This window comes from Enterobacter cloacae complex sp. P43RS (assembly GCF_014930585.1).
Classification (GTDB): Bacteria; Pseudomonadota; Gammaproteobacteria; order Enterobacterales; family Enterobacteriaceae; genus Enterobacter; species Enterobacter bugandensis.
Genome location: NZ_JADBRJ010000003.1, coordinates 399,471 through 416,202 on the forward strand (window position 1 = coordinate 399,471; position 16,732 = coordinate 416,202).

At 55.7% G+C, this 16,732-nt stretch carries 17 protein-coding genes; 9 read left to right on the forward strand and 8 right to left on the reverse strand.

The features are described 5' to 3' along the window. Positions 1-49: 49 nt before the first annotated feature. Positions 50-1,249 (reverse strand): S-methyl-5-thioribose kinase, encoded by a 1,200-nt coding sequence (mtnK, locus tag IM294_RS08940; protein ID WP_126818639.1) that lies wholly within the window; start codon positions 1,247-1,249, stop codon positions 50-52. 104 nt (positions 1,250-1,353) lie between these two features. Here mtnK and mtnA point away from each other — a divergent pair, with 104 nt between their 5' ends. Then, positions 1,354-2,370 carry an S-methyl-5-thioribose-1-phosphate isomerase gene (mtnA, locus tag IM294_RS08945; RefSeq protein WP_126818638.1) on the forward strand — a complete coding sequence of 339 codons (1,017 nt, stop codon included), beginning with the start codon at positions 1,354-1,356 and terminating at the stop codon, positions 2,368-2,370. A gap of 42 nt (positions 2,371-2,412) precedes the next feature. Then, a complete protein-coding gene (locus tag IM294_RS08950; protein ID WP_059357933.1) occupies positions 2,413-2,883 on the forward strand; it encodes an SRPBCC family protein in 471 nt (156 codons plus the stop codon). Positions 2,884-2,936: 53 nt separating this feature from the next. Here IM294_RS08950 and IM294_RS08955 read toward each other — a convergent pair whose 3' ends face one another. Genes IM294_RS08955 through IM294_RS08965 form a run of 3 tightly spaced genes read right to left on the reverse strand, consistent with a single transcriptional unit; the run spans position 2,937 to position 4,776 of the window. Beyond that, complete coding sequence (locus tag IM294_RS08955) at positions 2,937-3,479, reverse strand: acireductone dioxygenase (protein ID WP_010428475.1); 543 nt, start codon at positions 3,477-3,479, stop codon at positions 2,937-2,939. Further along, entirely contained in the window at positions 3,476-4,165 is a 690-nt protein-coding gene (gene mtnC, locus IM294_RS08960; protein WP_126818637.1) for an acireductone synthase, read from the reverse strand. Before mtnC ends, IM294_RS08955 begins: the two co-directional genes overlap by 4 nt. Continuing rightward, the gene (locus IM294_RS08965) at positions 4,162-4,776 is read right to left on the reverse strand and encodes a methylthioribulose 1-phosphate dehydratase (RefSeq protein WP_048961266.1); all 615 of its coding nucleotides are present in this window, start codon (positions 4,774-4,776) and stop codon (positions 4,162-4,164) included. Before IM294_RS08965 ends, mtnC begins: the two co-directional genes overlap by 4 nt. Before the next feature lie 121 nt (positions 4,777-4,897). On the opposite strand from IM294_RS08965, the gene IM294_RS08970 reads away from it, so the two are divergent. Next, positions 4,898-6,058, forward strand: a complete 1,161-nt coding sequence (locus IM294_RS08970) for a pyridoxal phosphate-dependent aminotransferase (RefSeq protein WP_126818636.1) — start codon at positions 4,898-4,900, stop codon at positions 6,056-6,058. Here the strand turns inward: IM294_RS08970 and IM294_RS08975 are convergent, their stop codons facing one another. From IM294_RS08975 to IM294_RS08985, 3 genes are all read right to left on the reverse strand, one after another. After that, positions 6,059-6,685 carry a ParB/RepB/Spo0J family partition protein gene (locus tag IM294_RS08975; protein ID WP_028012316.1) on the reverse strand — a complete coding sequence of 209 codons (627 nt, stop codon included), beginning with the start codon at positions 6,683-6,685 and terminating at the stop codon, positions 6,059-6,061. Further along, positions 6,670-7,893, reverse strand: coding sequence for a phosphoadenosine phosphosulfate reductase (locus IM294_RS08980; protein WP_069733591.1), 1,224 nt, complete (start codon positions 7,891-7,893; stop codon positions 6,670-6,672). Before IM294_RS08980 ends, IM294_RS08975 begins: the two co-directional genes overlap by 16 nt. Positions 7,894-8,033: 140 nt before the next feature. Further along, positions 8,034-8,939, reverse strand: coding sequence for a LysR substrate-binding domain-containing protein (locus tag IM294_RS08985; protein ID WP_048961264.1), 906 nt, complete (start codon positions 8,937-8,939; stop codon positions 8,034-8,036). 619 nt (positions 8,940-9,558) lie between these two features. Between IM294_RS08985 and ahpC the strand changes: the two genes are divergently transcribed. From ahpC to IM294_RS09015, 6 genes are all read left to right on the forward strand, one after another. After that, the gene (gene ahpC / locus IM294_RS08990; protein WP_008501015.1) at positions 9,559-10,122 is read left to right on the forward strand and encodes an alkyl hydroperoxide reductase subunit C; all 564 of its coding nucleotides are present in this window, start codon (positions 9,559-9,561) and stop codon (positions 10,120-10,122) included. Positions 10,123-10,249: 127 nt separating this feature from the next. After that, positions 10,250-11,815: an alkyl hydroperoxide reductase subunit F gene (gene ahpF, locus IM294_RS08995; RefSeq protein ID WP_028012318.1), complete on the forward strand. Its 1,566-nt coding sequence runs from the start codon at positions 10,250-10,252 to the stop codon at positions 11,813-11,815. 258 nt (positions 11,816-12,073) lie between these two features. Next, positions 12,074-12,580 (forward strand): molecular chaperone, encoded by a 507-nt coding sequence (locus tag IM294_RS09000; RefSeq protein WP_126818635.1) that lies wholly within the window; start codon positions 12,074-12,076, stop codon positions 12,578-12,580. Further along, on the forward strand, positions 12,577-14,853 hold the full coding sequence (locus IM294_RS09005; RefSeq protein ID WP_126818634.1) for a molybdopterin-dependent oxidoreductase: 2,277 nt from the start codon (positions 12,577-12,579) through the stop codon (positions 14,851-14,853). The genes IM294_RS09000 and IM294_RS09005 overlap by 4 nt, the downstream gene beginning before the upstream one ends. Continuing rightward, the gene (locus IM294_RS09010) at positions 14,850-15,407 is read left to right on the forward strand and encodes a 4Fe-4S dicluster domain-containing protein (protein WP_049138704.1); all 558 of its coding nucleotides are present in this window, start codon (positions 14,850-14,852) and stop codon (positions 15,405-15,407) included. The genes IM294_RS09005 and IM294_RS09010 overlap by 4 nt, the downstream gene beginning before the upstream one ends. Further along, positions 15,407-16,174 carry a DmsC/YnfH family molybdoenzyme membrane anchor subunit gene (locus IM294_RS09015; protein WP_126818633.1) on the forward strand — a complete coding sequence of 256 codons (768 nt, stop codon included), beginning with the start codon at positions 15,407-15,409 and terminating at the stop codon, positions 16,172-16,174. The genes IM294_RS09010 and IM294_RS09015 overlap by 1 nt, the downstream gene beginning before the upstream one ends. Positions 16,175-16,213: 39 nt before the next feature. Here IM294_RS09015 and uspG read toward each other — a convergent pair whose 3' ends face one another. Further along, positions 16,214-16,642 carry a universal stress protein UspG gene (uspG, locus tag IM294_RS09020; protein WP_028012323.1) on the reverse strand — a complete coding sequence of 143 codons (429 nt, stop codon included), beginning with the start codon at positions 16,640-16,642 and terminating at the stop codon, positions 16,214-16,216. Positions 16,643-16,732 lie beyond the last annotated feature (90 nt).

Consider the following 16,732-nt stretch of genomic DNA (forward strand, 5'->3'; position numbering starts at 1 on the left):
CGGTTTGATGCCCTCACCCCGGCCCTCTCCCACAGGGAGAGGGGGAAAATCAACTGTACTGCCGCACCCGCGCCACCAGATCTTCCGCGTTGTCGATACGATCGGCAATGACAATCAGCGCTTTGCCGAGCGCGATCGCGTGGCGCAGGCATTCGTGGCGCATGGCCTCGTCCTGGATGGTGTCGATATCCGCGACGTGAGAAAGCCCGACGCTGCGGCGAATGAGTTCGGTGCCGCAGAACCCGATGGCATCATGCCAGACCTTTTTCAGGAACGCGGAGGCATAGCCTGGCGCGCTGAGCGCGGCGTCGCGGGCTTTCTCGTTTACCAGCGCCTGGAAGCGTTCCGCGAAGGTGTTCCACAGCTCCTGAATATCGGTCAGGCGCTGCTCGCGCGCGGCGGCGGCATCGCGAATGCCCAGATGCCCCGGCAGGCCGCAGAAGTTGAGCAGCAGGTTGCCGATGGCGGTGCCGACGTCAAATCCAATCGGCCCGAAATAGCCGAACTCGGCGTCGATGGCCTTCAGGCTGCCGTCGGCCACAAAAATCGAGCCGCTGTGGATATCCCCGTGCAGCAGCGCTTCGGCATGCGAGAAGAAGCGGTGCTTCAGGGCGGCCACGGCAATTTTTAGCGGGGCGTCGTCGCGCAGGGCGGCGACGTCATTTTCCAGCTCGGCAGGGTAGTTATTGCGCTCATGAACCTGGTACGGATCGTTGAAGAACAGATCTTCGGTGATCTCACACATCTCCGGGTTGATGAATTTCGCCACCTGCGCTTTTTTCGCGTGCGGGTGCAGATAGAAATCGCTGGTATGGAACAGCGCGTGCGCGAGGTATTCGCCCAGCTGGCGCGCCGCCTGCGGGTAGTAAATGTTGTTGATCAGCTCGCCGCGCCAGATGCGATGGCTGGAGAGATCTTCCATCACCATCACCGCCAGTTCCGGGTCAAAGTGGTGGATTTTCACGGTGTGCTGCGGGCTGTGCTGGTAATGCTCGATCAGGGTTTGCGCCTCGAGGCGGGCGCGATCCAGCGTCAGCGGCCAGGACTCGCCGACGCAGCGCACGTAGGGCAGCGCCTGTTTGACGATAATGCGGCTGACGCCCGCGCTGTCGTAAATTTTAAAAACCAGATTGAGGTTGCCGTCGCCCACTTCCTGCGCCTCTACCAGCGATGACGGATCGTCAAGCCCACCAAACTGCCTGGCATACTCCACGGCGTCCTGAGCGGTAAAGGTACGGTATTGCGACATGGCCTGTTCCTCACGAGTTAACTAATTAAGACATGTAGACGTCTATACATCTGGATTTCATCCTGACACAATGTGCTACAACAACGCAACAGGGAATTAACGACATGCAGACATTACAGACGACCAGCCTGCGGGTGGCGGATAATCAGCTCTTTATTCTCGACCAGCAGGCGCTTCCACAGGAGAAACGCTGGCTGGATGCCTCAACGGTGGAGGCGCTGGTTGGGCATATCCACGCTCTGCGCGTGCGTGGCGCACCGTTGATTGGTCTCTCTGCAAGCCTGCTGCTGGCGCTGCTGGCGGAAAACGGCAAAAGCCGCGATGAGCTGGCGGTGGCGCTGGAAACGCTTCGCGCCGCACGCCCGACGGCGGTAAACCTGATGAACAACCTCGACCGCATGAAGCTTGCGCTGTGGGAAGAGGATTTCGTTCCGGCGCTGGTGGCGGAGGCGCTGCGCCTGATTGACGAAGACAAACGGCTTTGCGACGCGATTGCAAAAGCGGGCAGCGCGCTGGTGAAGCCCGGCAGCCATCTGCTGACCCACTGCAACACCGGCGGGCTGGCAACCGCGGGCGTCGGTACGGCGCTGGGCGTGATTGCCCGCGCGCATCAGGAAGGCAACGTCAGCAACGTCTGGGTGGATGAAACCCGTCCGCTGTTGCAGGGCGGCAGGCTGACCGCGTGGGAACTGGGCGAGCTGGGGGTGCCGTATCAACTGATTACCGACTCCATGGCCGCCAGCCTGATGGCGAAAGGGCAGGTGGACGCCGTGTGGGTGGGGGCCGATCGCATTGCCGCTAACGGTGACGTGGCGAACAAGATCGGCACTTATTCACTGGCAGTGCTGGCGAAATTCCACGGCATTCCGTTCTACGTCGCCGCCCCACAAACGACGCTCGACCCGGCCTGCCCGAACGGGGATGCGATCCCCATTGAGCAGCGCGCCGCCAGCGAGGTGACGGGCGTTGCCGGAAGCTTTGGCGCGGTGCAGTGGGCGCCGGAAAACGCGGTGGTCTATAACCCGGCGTTTGACGTCACGCCTGCCTCGCTGATTAGCGGTTGGGTGCTGGATACGGGCGTGGTCACGCCGGATGAGGTGGCGGCAGGGAAATTTGCCTGAGTCCGGCTATCCTTTAAGGGGGTTCCCTGAGAGGACAACATTGTGACGCTCGATCCTGAAACAGACTTAAAACTGGAGCGCGTGGTGGACGCACCGCGCGACCTGCTCTGGCTCTGCTGGACCACGCCGGACCACATCAAAAACTTCTTCATTCCTGCTCCGCACAAGGTGACCGAATGTGACCTCGACCTGCGCGTGGGCGGGCGGTTCAACACCGTGTTTGAGGTGGACGGGCAGCGGATGGATAACCGGGGGGTCTTCCTGGAAATCGACCCGGGGAAAAAGCTGGTGTTTACCGACGGCTATACCGAAGGCTGGAAACCGGCCGAGAAGCCGTTTATGACGGCAATTTTGTTGCTGGAAGACGTCGGGGAGGGGAAAACCCGCTATACGGCGATTGCGCGCCATCCGACGAAGGAAATCCGCGAGCAGCATGAACAGATGGGCTTCCACGAAGGGTGGGGGATAGTGCTGGATCAGCTGGTGAAGTATGTGAAAGGGCTTAACGCTTAGTGCGCGCTGGTGCCCTCACCCCGACCCTCTCCCACAGGGAGAGGGAGAAAAGATCAGGCCAGGCGTGGATACGCATCCGCGATTGCATCGCCCGTAAACTGGGCAACCCAGCCTTCCGGATTGTCGAAAATACGAATGGCCGTAAAGTTCGGCTCTGAGCCCATATCAAACCAGTGCGGCGTGCCCGCCGGCACGGAAATCAGGTCGTTTTTCTCGCACAGTACCTGGTACACCTCATCGCCAATGTGCAGGCAAAACAGCCCGGCACCTTCCACGAAAAAGCGTACTTCGTCCTCGCCGTGGGTGTGTTCGTTCAGGAACTTCGCGCGCAGCGCCTCTTTCTGCGGATTGTCGGCGCGCAGGCTGATGACATCCCAGCTCTGATAGCCTTTCTCTGCCACCAGCTTGTCGATCGCGTGTTGATACGCTTCGATCACGGCTTCGGGCGCAGGATCCTGCCCTAAATCACGGTCTGCCGCCCAGCGCTCAAAGCGCACGCCCTTAGCGTTCAGCTGTTGAGCGATTTCGGCGGCGTCGGTGCTGTGCCACTGGTGCTGGCTGGCGTCTTTATCGGAATAAATGGTCAATGCGCTCATGAAGGGATCTGCTCCGGATTAATCTCGTCAAACTGGTGGATTTGATGGTGATGGCTCGCGCCGTCATCTTCACCGCGAATCAGTTGCAGGGTGCGAAAACCCGCCTGTTCAGCCGCGTCCAGCTCCTGATGAATATCCGACAGGAACAGGATCTGCGACGGGGCGATGCCCGTTTGCGCCGCTATGTTCTTGTAAGACTGCACCTCGCGCTTGGCGCCGATGTGGGTATCAAAATAGCCGCTGAACAGATGAGTAATATCACCTTCGTCGCTGTAGCCAAATAACAGTTTCTGCGCAGCAACGGAGCCAGAGGAATAAACATAGAGATCAATCCCTTGCGCCTTCCATTTTTCCAGCGCGGGCAGAACGTCAGGGTAGAGATGGCCGGTAAAGTCACCGTTGATGTAGCCCTCCTGCCAGATGATGCCTTGCAGGGCTTTGAGCGCCGTCGATTTGCGGTCTTCATCCATAAAGCTAACCAGCACGTTGATGAGATCGCCGACGCCGGCATGCGGATCGCTGATTTCATCGCGCAGGTTGTCCAGAATCGATTTGACCGGCTCGGCGTACTGCTGGGCGGTCACGAAGGCCGCCAGCCGCTCACGCGCGTAGGGGAACAAAACGTCATGGACAAAACGAATATCGCTGGTGGTTCCTTCAATATCCGTCACAATCGCGCGAATCATACTCTCTCCAGTTGTCGTAAACGCATTTCGCATTCAAATAAGAATTCTAAACCTTCCAGATGACGGCGGGCTTCGGCCACGTCGCGTCCCCAGCAGGTTAAGCCATGGCCGCGCAGAAGAAAACCATAATTAAGCGGACGCTCCTGGGCGTAATGGGCGATGCGCGAGGCGAGGGCGTCGATGTCCTGGTCGTTATCAAACACCGGGATGGCGACGGTATCCAGATGGGTAGTCTGCCCGGTAAGCGATTTCTGCATCTCGAAACCGCTGATATTCAGTTCGGCTTCTTTGACCAGACGCGACAGCACCGTGGCGTTAACGGTATGAACGTGCAGGACAGCGTTAGCCTCCGGGAACAGGCGATAGATAAGGGTGTGTAGCCCGGTCTCCGCCGACGGTTTTCGACCGGACGGCGCCCGGTTGGTGGCGATCTCAACCTGTAGAAAATCGTCGGTGGTCAGGCTGCCTTTGTCCTTGCCGGATTCGCTGAGCCAGCAGAGGTGCTCGTCCTGACGCACCGACATATTACCGCCGGTGGCGGGTGCCCAGCCTTTGGCGCCTATCCAGCGGCAGGCGTCGACCAGGTGTGTGAGCAGCAGGTTGTCTGTCATTTCCTTTTACCCCTCGGCCAGGAATATTGATATGGTTTAGACGTCTAAGCGTCTTGATTGCCAAAGACTAACATCGTGTTATAGTGGCAGCAACATAAGTATTACAAGCAGGCACGACAACATGAGCAATAACGCATTGATCCCGCAGAGTAAACTTCCTAATCTCGGTACCACCATCTTTACGCAGATGAGCGCCCTGGCGCAGCAGCACAATGCCATTAACCTCTCGCAGGGGTTCCCCGATTTCGATGGTCCGAAATATTTGCAGGAACGTCTGGCGCACCACGTGGCGCAGGGGGCGAATCAGTATGCGCCGATGACCGGCGTGCAGGCGCTGCGGGAAGCCATTGCCGACAAAACGGCGGCGCTGTATGGCTATCACCCCGATGCGAACAGCGATATCACGGTGACGGCAGGGGCGACCGAAGCGCTGTATGCGGCCATCACCGCGCTGGTGCGCGCGGGGGATGAAGTCATCTGCTTTGACCCAAGCTACGACAGTTATGCGCCTGCGGTTGAGCTCTCCGGTGGCGTGGTGAAGCGCGTGGCGCTCCAGCCGCCGCATTTCCGCCCGGACTGGCAGGCGTTCGCCGCGCTGCTGAGTGATAAAACGCGCCTGGTGATCCTGAATACCCCGCACAACCCGTCGGCGACGGTATGGCAAAAGGCCGATTTTGCCGCGCTGTGGCAGGCTATCGCCGAGCGGGAAATTTACGTCCTGAGCGATGAAGTCTACGAGCACATCTGCTTTGCGGAGGAAGGGCACGCCAGCGTGCTGGCCTATCCGCAGCTTCGCGAGCGCGCGGTAGCGGTGTCGTCATTTGGCAAGACCTACCATATGACCGGCTGGAAGGTAGGGTACTGCGTGGCCCCGGCGGCCATCAGCGCGGAGCTGCGTAAGGTGCACCAGTACCTGACCTTTGCGGTCAATACGCCCGCCCAGCTGGCGCTGGCGGACATGCTGCGCAGCGAACCGCAGCACTATCGCGAGCTGCCGGATTTTTACCGCGCGCGTCGGGATCTGTTTGTAAATGCGCTGAGCAAAAGCCGTCTGGAAATTCTGCCGTGTGAAGGGACATACTTCCTGCTGGCGGACTACAGCGCGATTTCCGATCTGGACGACGTCAGCTTTTGCCGGTGGCTGACGGAGGAGGTGGGCGTGGCGGCTATTCCGCTGTCGGTGTTCTGCGCCGATCCCTTCCCGCATAAGCTGATCCGCCTGTGCTTTGCGAAACAGGAATCGACGCTGCTGGCGGCGGCGGAGCGTCTGGCGACGCTCTGACTATTTCACCGTCCAGGCTTCGGAATAGCGACGGTCTGCAAACAGTTCCAGCAGGCCGTTGATCTGCTTCAGGCGCAGCACCTCGTCGCTGTCCATCCCCAGTTCCTTACCGATTTTCTCATCATTCCAGCCAAGCTGGGCCAGCTCCCGGACGATGTCGGACATGGCGTTGATCTGGTGGCGTCCCCGCGCACGGTTGTGGCGGATGGTGGCGGCCATCCGGTCAAGCTTTTGCTGGCGATCTTTGCGCAGGCAGGTGACGGGCAAATAGCCCCGAAGCTGGCGCTTCAGCGCGGCCCTGCTTTTACCGATTTCGTGACGATGGAAGCCGTCGACAATTTCGTAATGCGCCGGCTCGCTTTCCGTCACCACGATGGGCTGCGTAAACCCGTCGAGCTCGAGCGATTGACTCAGCAGACGCTTTTCCGGCGGCGCCACGTTATTTGGGTTGTAGTCGTTGGCAACGATAGCGTCCTGCTTTATCCACAGCACGCAGTCGACGGGCTGGTCGCTGAACGGGCTGAGATGATGCATGGCCTGGCGAAAAGCATTGATGGCATCTATACGTTGCTCGTCGGTGAGCGTCTGCAAATAGGTTTCCAGTTCGGTAATCAGTCGTTGCTGCATAAGATCCCCCACTCATTGCGTTTTGATTTCATCCGTTCGCTATAGCGCTGATAGTGCTTTGGTTTGTTCGGGCTAAAGGAGAGGGCCCGACACCAGTAATCGTTGTTGAGCAGAACCTTGCATATTCGCCGCCAGGACGGGATATCCTTTGAGCCGATATCACCCTCCTGCGTATCGGGAAGATCGGACATCCCGCGCTTCTGATACCAGTGCAGGTACACCGCGACTTTATTGCGATAATGTTCAGCCGTCTGTTGCGGCATGCTGTCGAGGAGCAGCATGGCGTACTCTTGCCAGCTGAGGTGGTCGGGCTTGAGGATCTTTCTGTGACCGTAGAAGTGGTTGTCGTGCCCCGCGTAAATTCCGCCGCTGCGCACACCGCTGACGCGTGCGCACATGGCGGCCCAGCGTTCAGGTTCAACGACATGATAGAGCCATAAGCCCTGTCGCTGCTCCGGGCCAAAAGGTTCACAGATGCGCATGTAGCGCGGTGGCACGCCGGCCTGGTACATCAGATTGTAGAGGGGGTTATAGGCGCAGCCCGTTTTGGCAAACCAGGTCCAGATGTCGGCGGTTTTCCAGTCGTAGAGAGGATAGATATACCAGGCATGACCGCCGGGCGCGACGGTCGTCCAGGGTTTGTCGTCGGAAAAGCGCTGCTTGCGTGCGCAGGCGATTGCCAGGAAGCGGTTATAGGATTCGTCGGCGCGGATGCCCACCATCACTGCGGCGGGGCGCCTTCGCGCATACCATTCGGCAAAGTCCCTGACGAAGGCCTCGAAGGTCATCCCCTGCTGATAAAAATCAAAATAAAACGTACTGGTGATGGCATCAGGCGGAGGCTGTCTGACCCAGCTTATGCCGGGTTCCCAGCACTGCCATTCCGGCTGGTACTGAGAGAGGGCATTTTGCGTGGTGATCGGCAGCGCCACCCACCAGAACTGATTGATGACGTCACGATATTGGGTCCTCATGTTCTCAATATGCTCAATGGTGCAGGAGAACTGTGCTTCCCAGTCCAGAAAAAGGACATCTATTTTTCTGTTCAGCTGCCGCGCCCGTTGCGCAGCAAGATGAAGCATCACCGTTGAATCTTTTCCGCCAGAAAATGAGACGCACACGCGGGTAAAATTTTGCAGCGTCCAGTTTATGCGTTCTGAAGCAGCCTCCAGAACGTTTTCCTGAAGAGGGTATTTATAGATAGACATGATGAGTCGCATCCTGCGTATGGAATACCGTTAATGCTATTAAACTGCCATCATGTTATTATATGTTTTCATTCTCAACTAATTATTTTACGCCTTCACTCTATTCTTGCTGGAAATACCTTCGCGATGACGCGTCCATTCTATTGAGCCAACTTATGCAATTTTTCAATAAAGCTGGCGAATACACTGCTGTTTAACGACGCGCGGTTGTAGACCATATAGATTTGCGCTTCGGGCAATTTGAAGGGCGCAGCTACGGACTTTAATTTTAAAGCGTGTTTATAGGTTTCAAAAATGGAAAGAGGAATATAGCCGACTAAATCAGACATGCTGATCATAGAGAGGAGCGAACTGAGAGAGTCCGAACGGAACGCGATGTTTCTCTCCGGGAACGCTTCGTTGGCTCGAACCTGATACTCCTTCACGCCCGTATTCGTGCTTTGATACATCGTGAATTTCTCATTGTATAACTGCTCGACGGAGACTTCTGTACCTATTCTCGGATGGTCTTCGCGGCAGATCATCACGGTGGGAATGGTGGTGAAATGCGAGCAGACAACGGACCGGTTATTCACGGGCGCAACGGTAAAAATGAGATCGGCTTTACGGTAGGCCAGTAAATCCTCTGCTGACTCCGCAGAGACAAGCATATCGCGTTGTTCTACCTCACAATTCTCCTGAGACATTAACAGTTGAATGGGGTCGAGAAGATAGCCTGGCGTCACCATCTGAGAACAATAAATGACAAAATTTTTCTTGATGTCGGTGTGGTGCATCAGGTTGATGGTCTGCTCAATCTGATTGAGGTTTTGCTCAAGATGCAGGTGCAGGTTAGTTCCGACGGTCGTGGGGGTGATCCCCTTGCCGGAACGGATAAACAGCGGATCGTTAAGCTGGCCACGCAGGCGTTGCAAAGACTGACTGACGGCTGAAGGGGTAATGTAAAGCGTTTCAGCGGCCTTGCTGATGCTAAGATGTTGATAGATACACTCAAAAATGACCAGTAAATTAAGGTCGAATTTTTTAAGGTCATAAAGATTTGCCATGTGTCATCCTGTTTGCCGTGAGTCTGTTGTTAACATATTGATGATAACTATAGATTAAAGCTAACCATTTACAATCCTTGTGGTTAACTAACTTAAAGTGTTATTTAAGTTATCTTAATATATCACGCCATCGGATTATTGAAATAGAATTACATGTGAGATTAAGATAATTTTATCTTTGAATGGGCTGGGTTCAATTTAATAAATGTTGACATTTATATATTGCCGTAAATTGATTACGTAAAGTTAATTTACGAGCGTAATGTATTTCTCTCAGTCAAAACCTATCACAGCCATAGGCAGGAACGCGCTTTTGATGGATTGCTCTCGATGGGTGCTGGTGGTGTAATCAACCTGCTGTTACGACCTTGATACAAGGTATGTAGAGCGCAACGCAACGCCAGCCTCGGCTGGCACTGAATGTACCTGCGGGGAATTCAGGTATCAGGGCCGCCCGTTGAGGCGGCCTTTATACTTTCTGGGGTACCGCAGCAGGTTCACCTTGCTGTCTTGTTGAAGTTGTAAGGTTTGGCTGATTGATTTGATAAAGCATACGCATTAGCCCCGATGAGCAAAGTTGGTTACCTTAGCTCTCAACGAAAACACGGAGGAAGTACAGATGTCTTTGATTAACACTAAAATTAAACCTTTCAAAAACCAGGCGTTCAAAAACGGTGAGTTCATTGAAGTAACCGAGAAAGATACCGAAGGTCGCTGGAGCGTCTTCTTCTTCTATCCGGCTGACTTCACCTTCGTTTGCCCGACCGAACTGGGTGACGTAGCTGACCATTACGACGAACTGCAGAAGCTGGGCGTAGACGTTTACTCTGTTTCTACCGATACCCACTTCACCCACAAAGCGTGGCACAGCAGCTCTGAAACTATCGCGAAAATCAAATACGCGATGATCGGCGACCCGACTGGCGCCCTGACCCGTAACTTCGACAACATGCGTGAAGATGAAGGCCTGGCCGACCGTGCAACCTTCGTGGTTGACCCGCAGGGCATTATCCAGGCTATCGAAGTTACCGCTGAAGGTATCGGCCGTGATGCTTCTGACCTGCTGCGTAAAGTGAAAGCGGCTCAGTACGTGGCTTCTCACCCAGGTGAAGTGTGCCCGGCTAAATGGAAAGAAGGCGAAGCGACCCTGGCTCCATCCCTGGACCTGGTCGGTAAAATCTAAGTTTTCACCATCCGGCAATCAATGGGCGCCCCCCGCGCCCATTTCATTCCAGCACCATGATGCAAGTTGCATTCAGGCCGCCCGCAAAGGCAGCTTGCATGATGACGTCTTAAGAGAGGGAAGAACTATGCTCGACACCAATATGAAAACCCAACTCAAGGCCTACCTTGAGAAACTGACAAAACCCGTTGAGCTGATTGCCACGCTGGACGACAGCGCGAAATCGGCAGAAATCAAAGAGCTGCTGGCAGAGATCGCTGAACTGTCTCCGAAAGTGACCTTCAAAGAAGACAATTCGCTTGCGGTTCGTAAACCCTCTTTCCTGATTACTAACCCGGGCTCGGACAAGGGACCGCGTTTTGCCGGCTCTCCGCTGGGGCATGAATTTACCTCACTGGTGCTGGCGCTGCTGTGGACCGGCGGCCATCCGTCAAAAGAAGCGCAGGCGCTGCTGGAGCAGATCCGCGATATCGACGGTGATTTTGAATTTGAAACCTATTATTCGCTCTCCTGCCACAACTGTCCGGACGTGGTGCAGGCGCTGAACCTGATGTCGGTTCTGAACCCGCGCATCAAGCATACGGCGATTGACGGCGGTACTTTCCAGAATGAGATCACCGATCGCAACGTGATGGGTGTTCCGGCGGTGTATCTGAATGGTCAGGAGTTCGGCCAGGGCCGCATGACGCTGACGGAAATCGTCGCCAAAGTGGATACCGGCGCGGAAAAACGCGCGGCGGAAGAACTGAACAAACGTGATGCGTACGATGTGCTGATTGTCGGTTCCGGCCCTGCGGGCGCGGCGGCAGCGGTTTACTCTGCACGTAAAGGTATTCGTACCGGTCTTATGGGCGAACGCTTTGGCGGACAGGTGCTGGATACCGTGGATATTGAAAACTACATTTCCGTACCAAAAACCGAAGGTCAGAAGCTGGCCGGTGCGCTGAAGGCTCATGTCAGCGATTACGAGGTAGATGTAATCGACAGCCAGAGCGCCAGCAAGCTGATTCCGGCGGCGGTGGAAGGGGGCTTACACCAGATTGAAACCGCCTCTGGCGCGGTGCTGAAAGCTCGCAGCGTGATCGTTGCCACCGGGGCAAAATGGCGCAACATGAACGTGCCGGGCGAAGATCAATACCGTACCAAAGGCGTGACCTATTGCCCGCACTGTGACGGCCCGCTGTTTAAAGGCAAACGGGTGGCGGTGATCGGCGGCGGTAACTCCGGCGTGGAAGCGGCTATCGACCTGGCGGGGATTGTTGAACACGTGACGCTGCTGGAGTTCGCGCCTGAGATGAAGGCCGACCAGGTGCTGCAGGATAAAGTTCGCAGCCTGAAAAACGTCGACATCGTGCTGAACGCGCAGACCACGGAAGTGAAGGGCGACGGCAGCAAAGTGACCGGTCTGGAGTACCGTGACCGCGTAAGCGGCGACGTTCACAGCGTGCAGCTTTCGGGGATCTTCGTACAAATTGGCCTGCTACCGAACACCACCTGGCTGGAAGGCGCGATTGAGCGCAACCGCATGGGCGAGATTATCATCGATGCGAAATGTGAAACCAGCGTGAAGGGCGTGTTTGCCGCGGGCGACTGCACCACCGTGCCGTACAAGCAGATCATCATCGCGACTGGCGAAGGTGCAAAAGCGTCCCTGAGCGCGTTTGACTACCTGATCCGCACCAAAACCGCATAATAAAAGAAAGTAAGACATACCTGCAGTAGCCACCTCTTTATGAGGTGGTTTTTTTTTAGATTTTTTTACCCTCAATTATCCTCGTTATTAACCCCTTCATGCGTTAATTACCTGCTTCGATCAAAGAAAATAATAAGCCTGCTGATAATATCTTGTCGTTTTTTATAGCGATAAATATTTATATTTAATATGAATGACAAAGATACATCCACTTCTTCAATATATGAGGCGTTAACCCCATTTGAAATAAAGGGATTGATGTTTCGTGATTTCTTTAACGCGGCGGACATGGCATCGCGATGCGCTTCGTTACATCCTTTATTCCCGGAAAGTGAAACCTGGCAGCAGGATGAGGCGTTAGAGGTTGAGTATGATTTCAACGCCCTGTTTGTCGGCCCTGCAACGCTATTGGCGCCGCCTTATGCCTCGGTGTATCTGGACGAAGAGCCTCTGCTGATGGGCGCTACAACGCTGAGCGTACGCGAATTCCTGCGCAGCATCGGGCTTTTTGTGACCGGGGAAAATAGCGTTCCCGACGATCACGTCAGCTATGAAATGGAGCTGGTGGTGATGCTCTCCGCGCATGCGAGACATTCGCCGCAATATCATGACGCACTCGCCCGCTTTGTGAAGGGGCATCTTGAATTATGGCTCCCCGCATTTATCGCAAAAATAAAGGATTGCGCGAAAACAACCGCAATTAAATGTCTCGCGTTGCAGATGACTAATTGGTTTGATGAATTAAAGACGAGAGTAATATTATGAGTATTGATAAAGGGCAGCTAAACCGGCGCTCCTTTTTAAAAGGACTGATTGCGCTGGGTACCGTTGCCGCATTACCCGGCGGACTATTATCATCCCGATGTGCCATGGCACAGCCCCCCATTCCGTTTAACCCAAAAACCTACAAAATTTTCCGTAACGCTTGCCCGCGTAACTGCTACGACACCTGCAGCTTAAAAACCTGGGTCAAAGATGACGTCATCACTTTCGTTGACGGGGCAAGCGAGTCCACGTTTACACACGGTGCCCCGTGTGTGAAAGGGCTGACTTACCCGCGCCGGGTCTACTCCCCGGACCGTATTAAATACCCGATGATCCAGGATGGGCGCGGCAGCGGTAAATGGCGTCGCATCTCCTGGGATGAGGCCATGCAGCGCATTTCCAGCAAGATGCTGGAGATTAAAAAGAAAGACGGGTCTATGCTCGGCCTGGCGCTGTCGAAATACTCCGGCAACCTGGGCGTGATGAGTTATGCCGTGGAGGGGATGATGTCTTCTCTCGGTTACACCACGCGGTTCGCTGGTACGCCATGCTGGCCAGCAGGGATCGATGCCCAGCACTACGACATGGGCGACATGTGGTGTAACGACCCGGAAGATTTGGTGAAAGCCAAATACATCATTATCTGGGGCGCAAACCCGGCCTGGTGCTCCATGCATACCATGAAGTACATCTATCAGGCGCGTGAGAAAGGGGCGAAAGTGGTGGTCATTGATCCGCTGTTCTCGCAAACCGCCGCGAAAGCCGATTTGTATCTGCGCGTGCGCCCGGGATCGGACGGCGCATTGGCGCTGGGAATGGCGCGGCACCTGCTGGATATTGGCCGCGTCGACCAGGAGTTTGTGAACAACTTCGCGCACGGCTTCCCGGAATTTGAACAGTATCTGCGCAGCAATATCACCGTGGAGTGGGCATCTGAAATCTGTGGCCTGTCGGCAGAGGTGATTCGCCAGCTGGCGGAAGAGTTCACCGCGGTAAAACCTGCCACCGTCTGGATCGGCTACGGGATGCAGCGCCACGTCAACGGTGGGGCGAACGTGCGCGCCATTGACGCTTTTGTTGCCATGACTGGCAACATCGGTGTGGAAGGCGGCGGTGCCCGCTACGGCCATCTGCAGACCTGGGGCTACAACTATCATGCGATGACGCAGAAGCCACCGGTCGGATCTGTTGGTATGGTGGGAGAAAGCGGCCCGGTAGGGGAGTTCGTCAGTGACAGCGGCGAAAAGAGCCACTATTCCGACCGCGCGCTGAACCTGAACCAGACCGCGCAGAGCATTCTTGATGCCAACGATCCGCCCATTCGTATGCTGTGGGTGGCGTGCAAGAACCCGTTCGCGCAGGACTTTGACCGTAACAAAATGGAAAAAGCCTTCAGCAAGCTGGAGATGGTGGTCTGCGTCGATCAGTTCTTCAACGAGACGGTGCAGCATGCCGATATTGTGCTGCCGGTGACGACCACCTTTGAGCACTGGAACCTGTCGTCGTCTTACTGGCATTACTGGCTTTCGGTGAATGAACCGGCCATTAAACCGATGTACGAGTGCAAGAGCGATTTGGATATTGCCGTGCTGCTCTCGCGTACCATCAACAAAATGGAGCCGGGCTCCTGTACCTTCCCGCAGGACATTGACCAGAAAAAATGGCTCGACCTTGAGTTCAATGAGGGCATGGCGAAGCAGTTCGGTATCCGCTCCTGGGACGATCTGCTGGATGGGCCGGTGAAAGCCAAAATGGTCAGCTCGGCGGCCTGGCACAACCGCAAGTTTAAAACGCCATCGGGCAAGTATGAGTTCCTCTCCGAGCTGTGTGAAAAGAACGGCCATAAAGCGCTGCCGGAGTATCTGCCTGCCGCGGAGGGCAAGCTGCCGTTCCATCTGTTTACCCCGCATTTGCAGTACGGCCTCCACTCTCAGTTCGTCAACCTCGACTGGATGCAGGTCTTCTGGCCGGAGCCGTTTGTCTATATCCACCCAGCCGCCGCGCACAAGAAGGGGATTCGCGAGCTGGCGAAAGTCCGCGTGTTTAACGACGTGGGCGAAGTGGAGCTGCGGGCGAAGATCACCACCAACGTGCCGGAAGATTTCCTGGTGATGTATGAGTCCTGGTTTAACAAGCTTAAATACAACGTGCAGAACGTCGTGAAAGATACGCCAGCCGATATGGGCAAGATGGCAACCGGCGCGCCTGGCGCGGCGATCCACAGCCAGTTTGTCGACATTGCCCTTATCGCGAATGAAGGAGCAGACGCATGAGACGCGCATTTTTAGTGAACAGTGATAAATGTATTGGCTGCCGCGGATGCGCCATGGCCTGCAAGAGCTTTAACCAGCTTGAGCCGGATCGCTACTGGCGCTATGTCTATCCGCTGGATAAAGAAATTTATCCGCATGAGGAGCGTGCGTTTTTCTCGCTGGCCTGTAACCACTGTGAAAACCCGGCCTGTCTGGCGGCATGCCCGGTGGAAGCCTACACCAAACGTGATGACGGCGTGGTGGTCCATAACCCTGAACGCTGTATCGGCTGTAAAAACTGCATCCGTAACTGCCCGTACGGCGCGCCGCGCTTCAATGAAGAGACGCAAAAGGCGGAGAAGTGCAGCATGTGCTATGAACGTCTGGATATCGGTATGGCTCCGGCCTGCGTGAACGCGTGTCCGGTCGGTGCCCTGTCGATTATCGATCTGGATGCCGATCCGCTGCCGAACAATGCCGTGCAGTATCCGCCGGGCTTCCCGAAGATGCCTCAGCTTAATCCGGGTACGCGCTTCATTCTGGCCCGTCAGCCAAAACAACCGGGGGATAAATAATGGAAAAGTACGAACTGCCGTTGGTGATTTTTACCGTGCTGAGCCAGATGTCCGTCGGGATGACGCTGCTCCTGACCTGGCGCACGCTGCGTGGTGAAGTGCATGGCACCCGCCTTCACTGGCTGATTACCGGGCTGATTCTGGGCGTTGCCTCCATTGCCGCGGTGCTGCATCTGGCACACCCGGAACACGCATACAACGCGTTGATTAACCTGAAACATGCCTGGCTGAGCCGCGAAATTCTGGGCGCGACCCTGTACGGCGCCATGATTGGGCTGGCCTTCCTGAGTAAGGGAAACAAAGGCGCAGCGCTGCTGGCGTCCCTGTTCGGGATCCTGCTGGTGGTGGTGCAGGGAATGACCTACGCGGCACCGGCGATGCAGGCCATTGCCAACGGCATCACCATGATGCTGTTCTTTGCGACGGTCTGGGTGATGGGCTGTGCCGCAACGCCGCTGCTCGGGCTGAAAGGATCAAACGCCGCGCTGCGCCAGGGGATTATCGCCCTGATGGCGCTGCTGATTGCCGCGCCGGTGATGTGGCTCAGCGGCGGTACCATCATGAAAATGACCGCTCAGGCCTGGTTAAGCTCGCCGCTCTATCTGGGCAGCCTGCTGTGCTGCGTTGTGGGTGGCGCGTTATCGCTGAAGCGCCAGCCGATGCAGAAAGCGGTGTTTGCGCTCCTGCTGGTGGGCGTGGTGCTCAGCCGCCTGACCTTCTTCGGCGATACCGTCAGCACCATCGTCAATATTGGTCACCTGTACTGATAAACAAAACCCCGCGAAAGCGGGGTTTTTTGTTGGTATTTACCGGACCACCATCACCGGAATATGGGTGTGGCGGATCACGCTGGAGGCGTTCGACCCCAGCAGGTGAGTGGTAATGGAAGGATTACGTGAACCGATCACCACCACGTCTGCATTCAGCTCCGCGGCCAGTTCATTGACGGCATCGCGCACGCTACCGAACCGGACGTGGGTTTTGATGCGGGAAGGGTCGATGCTGAAATGCCCGACCATGGTCTGCAGCCGCGTTTCGGCTTCGTGCTGTAAGTGCTCCTCAAAGCGACGCACGTCGGCGGCAAAGCGGTGCAGGCTCAGGCTGGCAGAGCCCGGTAAGACGTGTAAAAGATGAATAATTCCGTCCTGCTGCGCGAGGAATTCCGCGTGGCGAACAGCTTTGTCGCTCAGTTCCATTTCGAAAACATCAACCGGCATAATGATTGTCTTATACATAACCGTTTCTCCTTGTTTATAAACGCTGGATACATTCAACCACAAAATATGAATGGTTTCTGTAAGCGCTTCGGCACTTTTCCTCTCTCG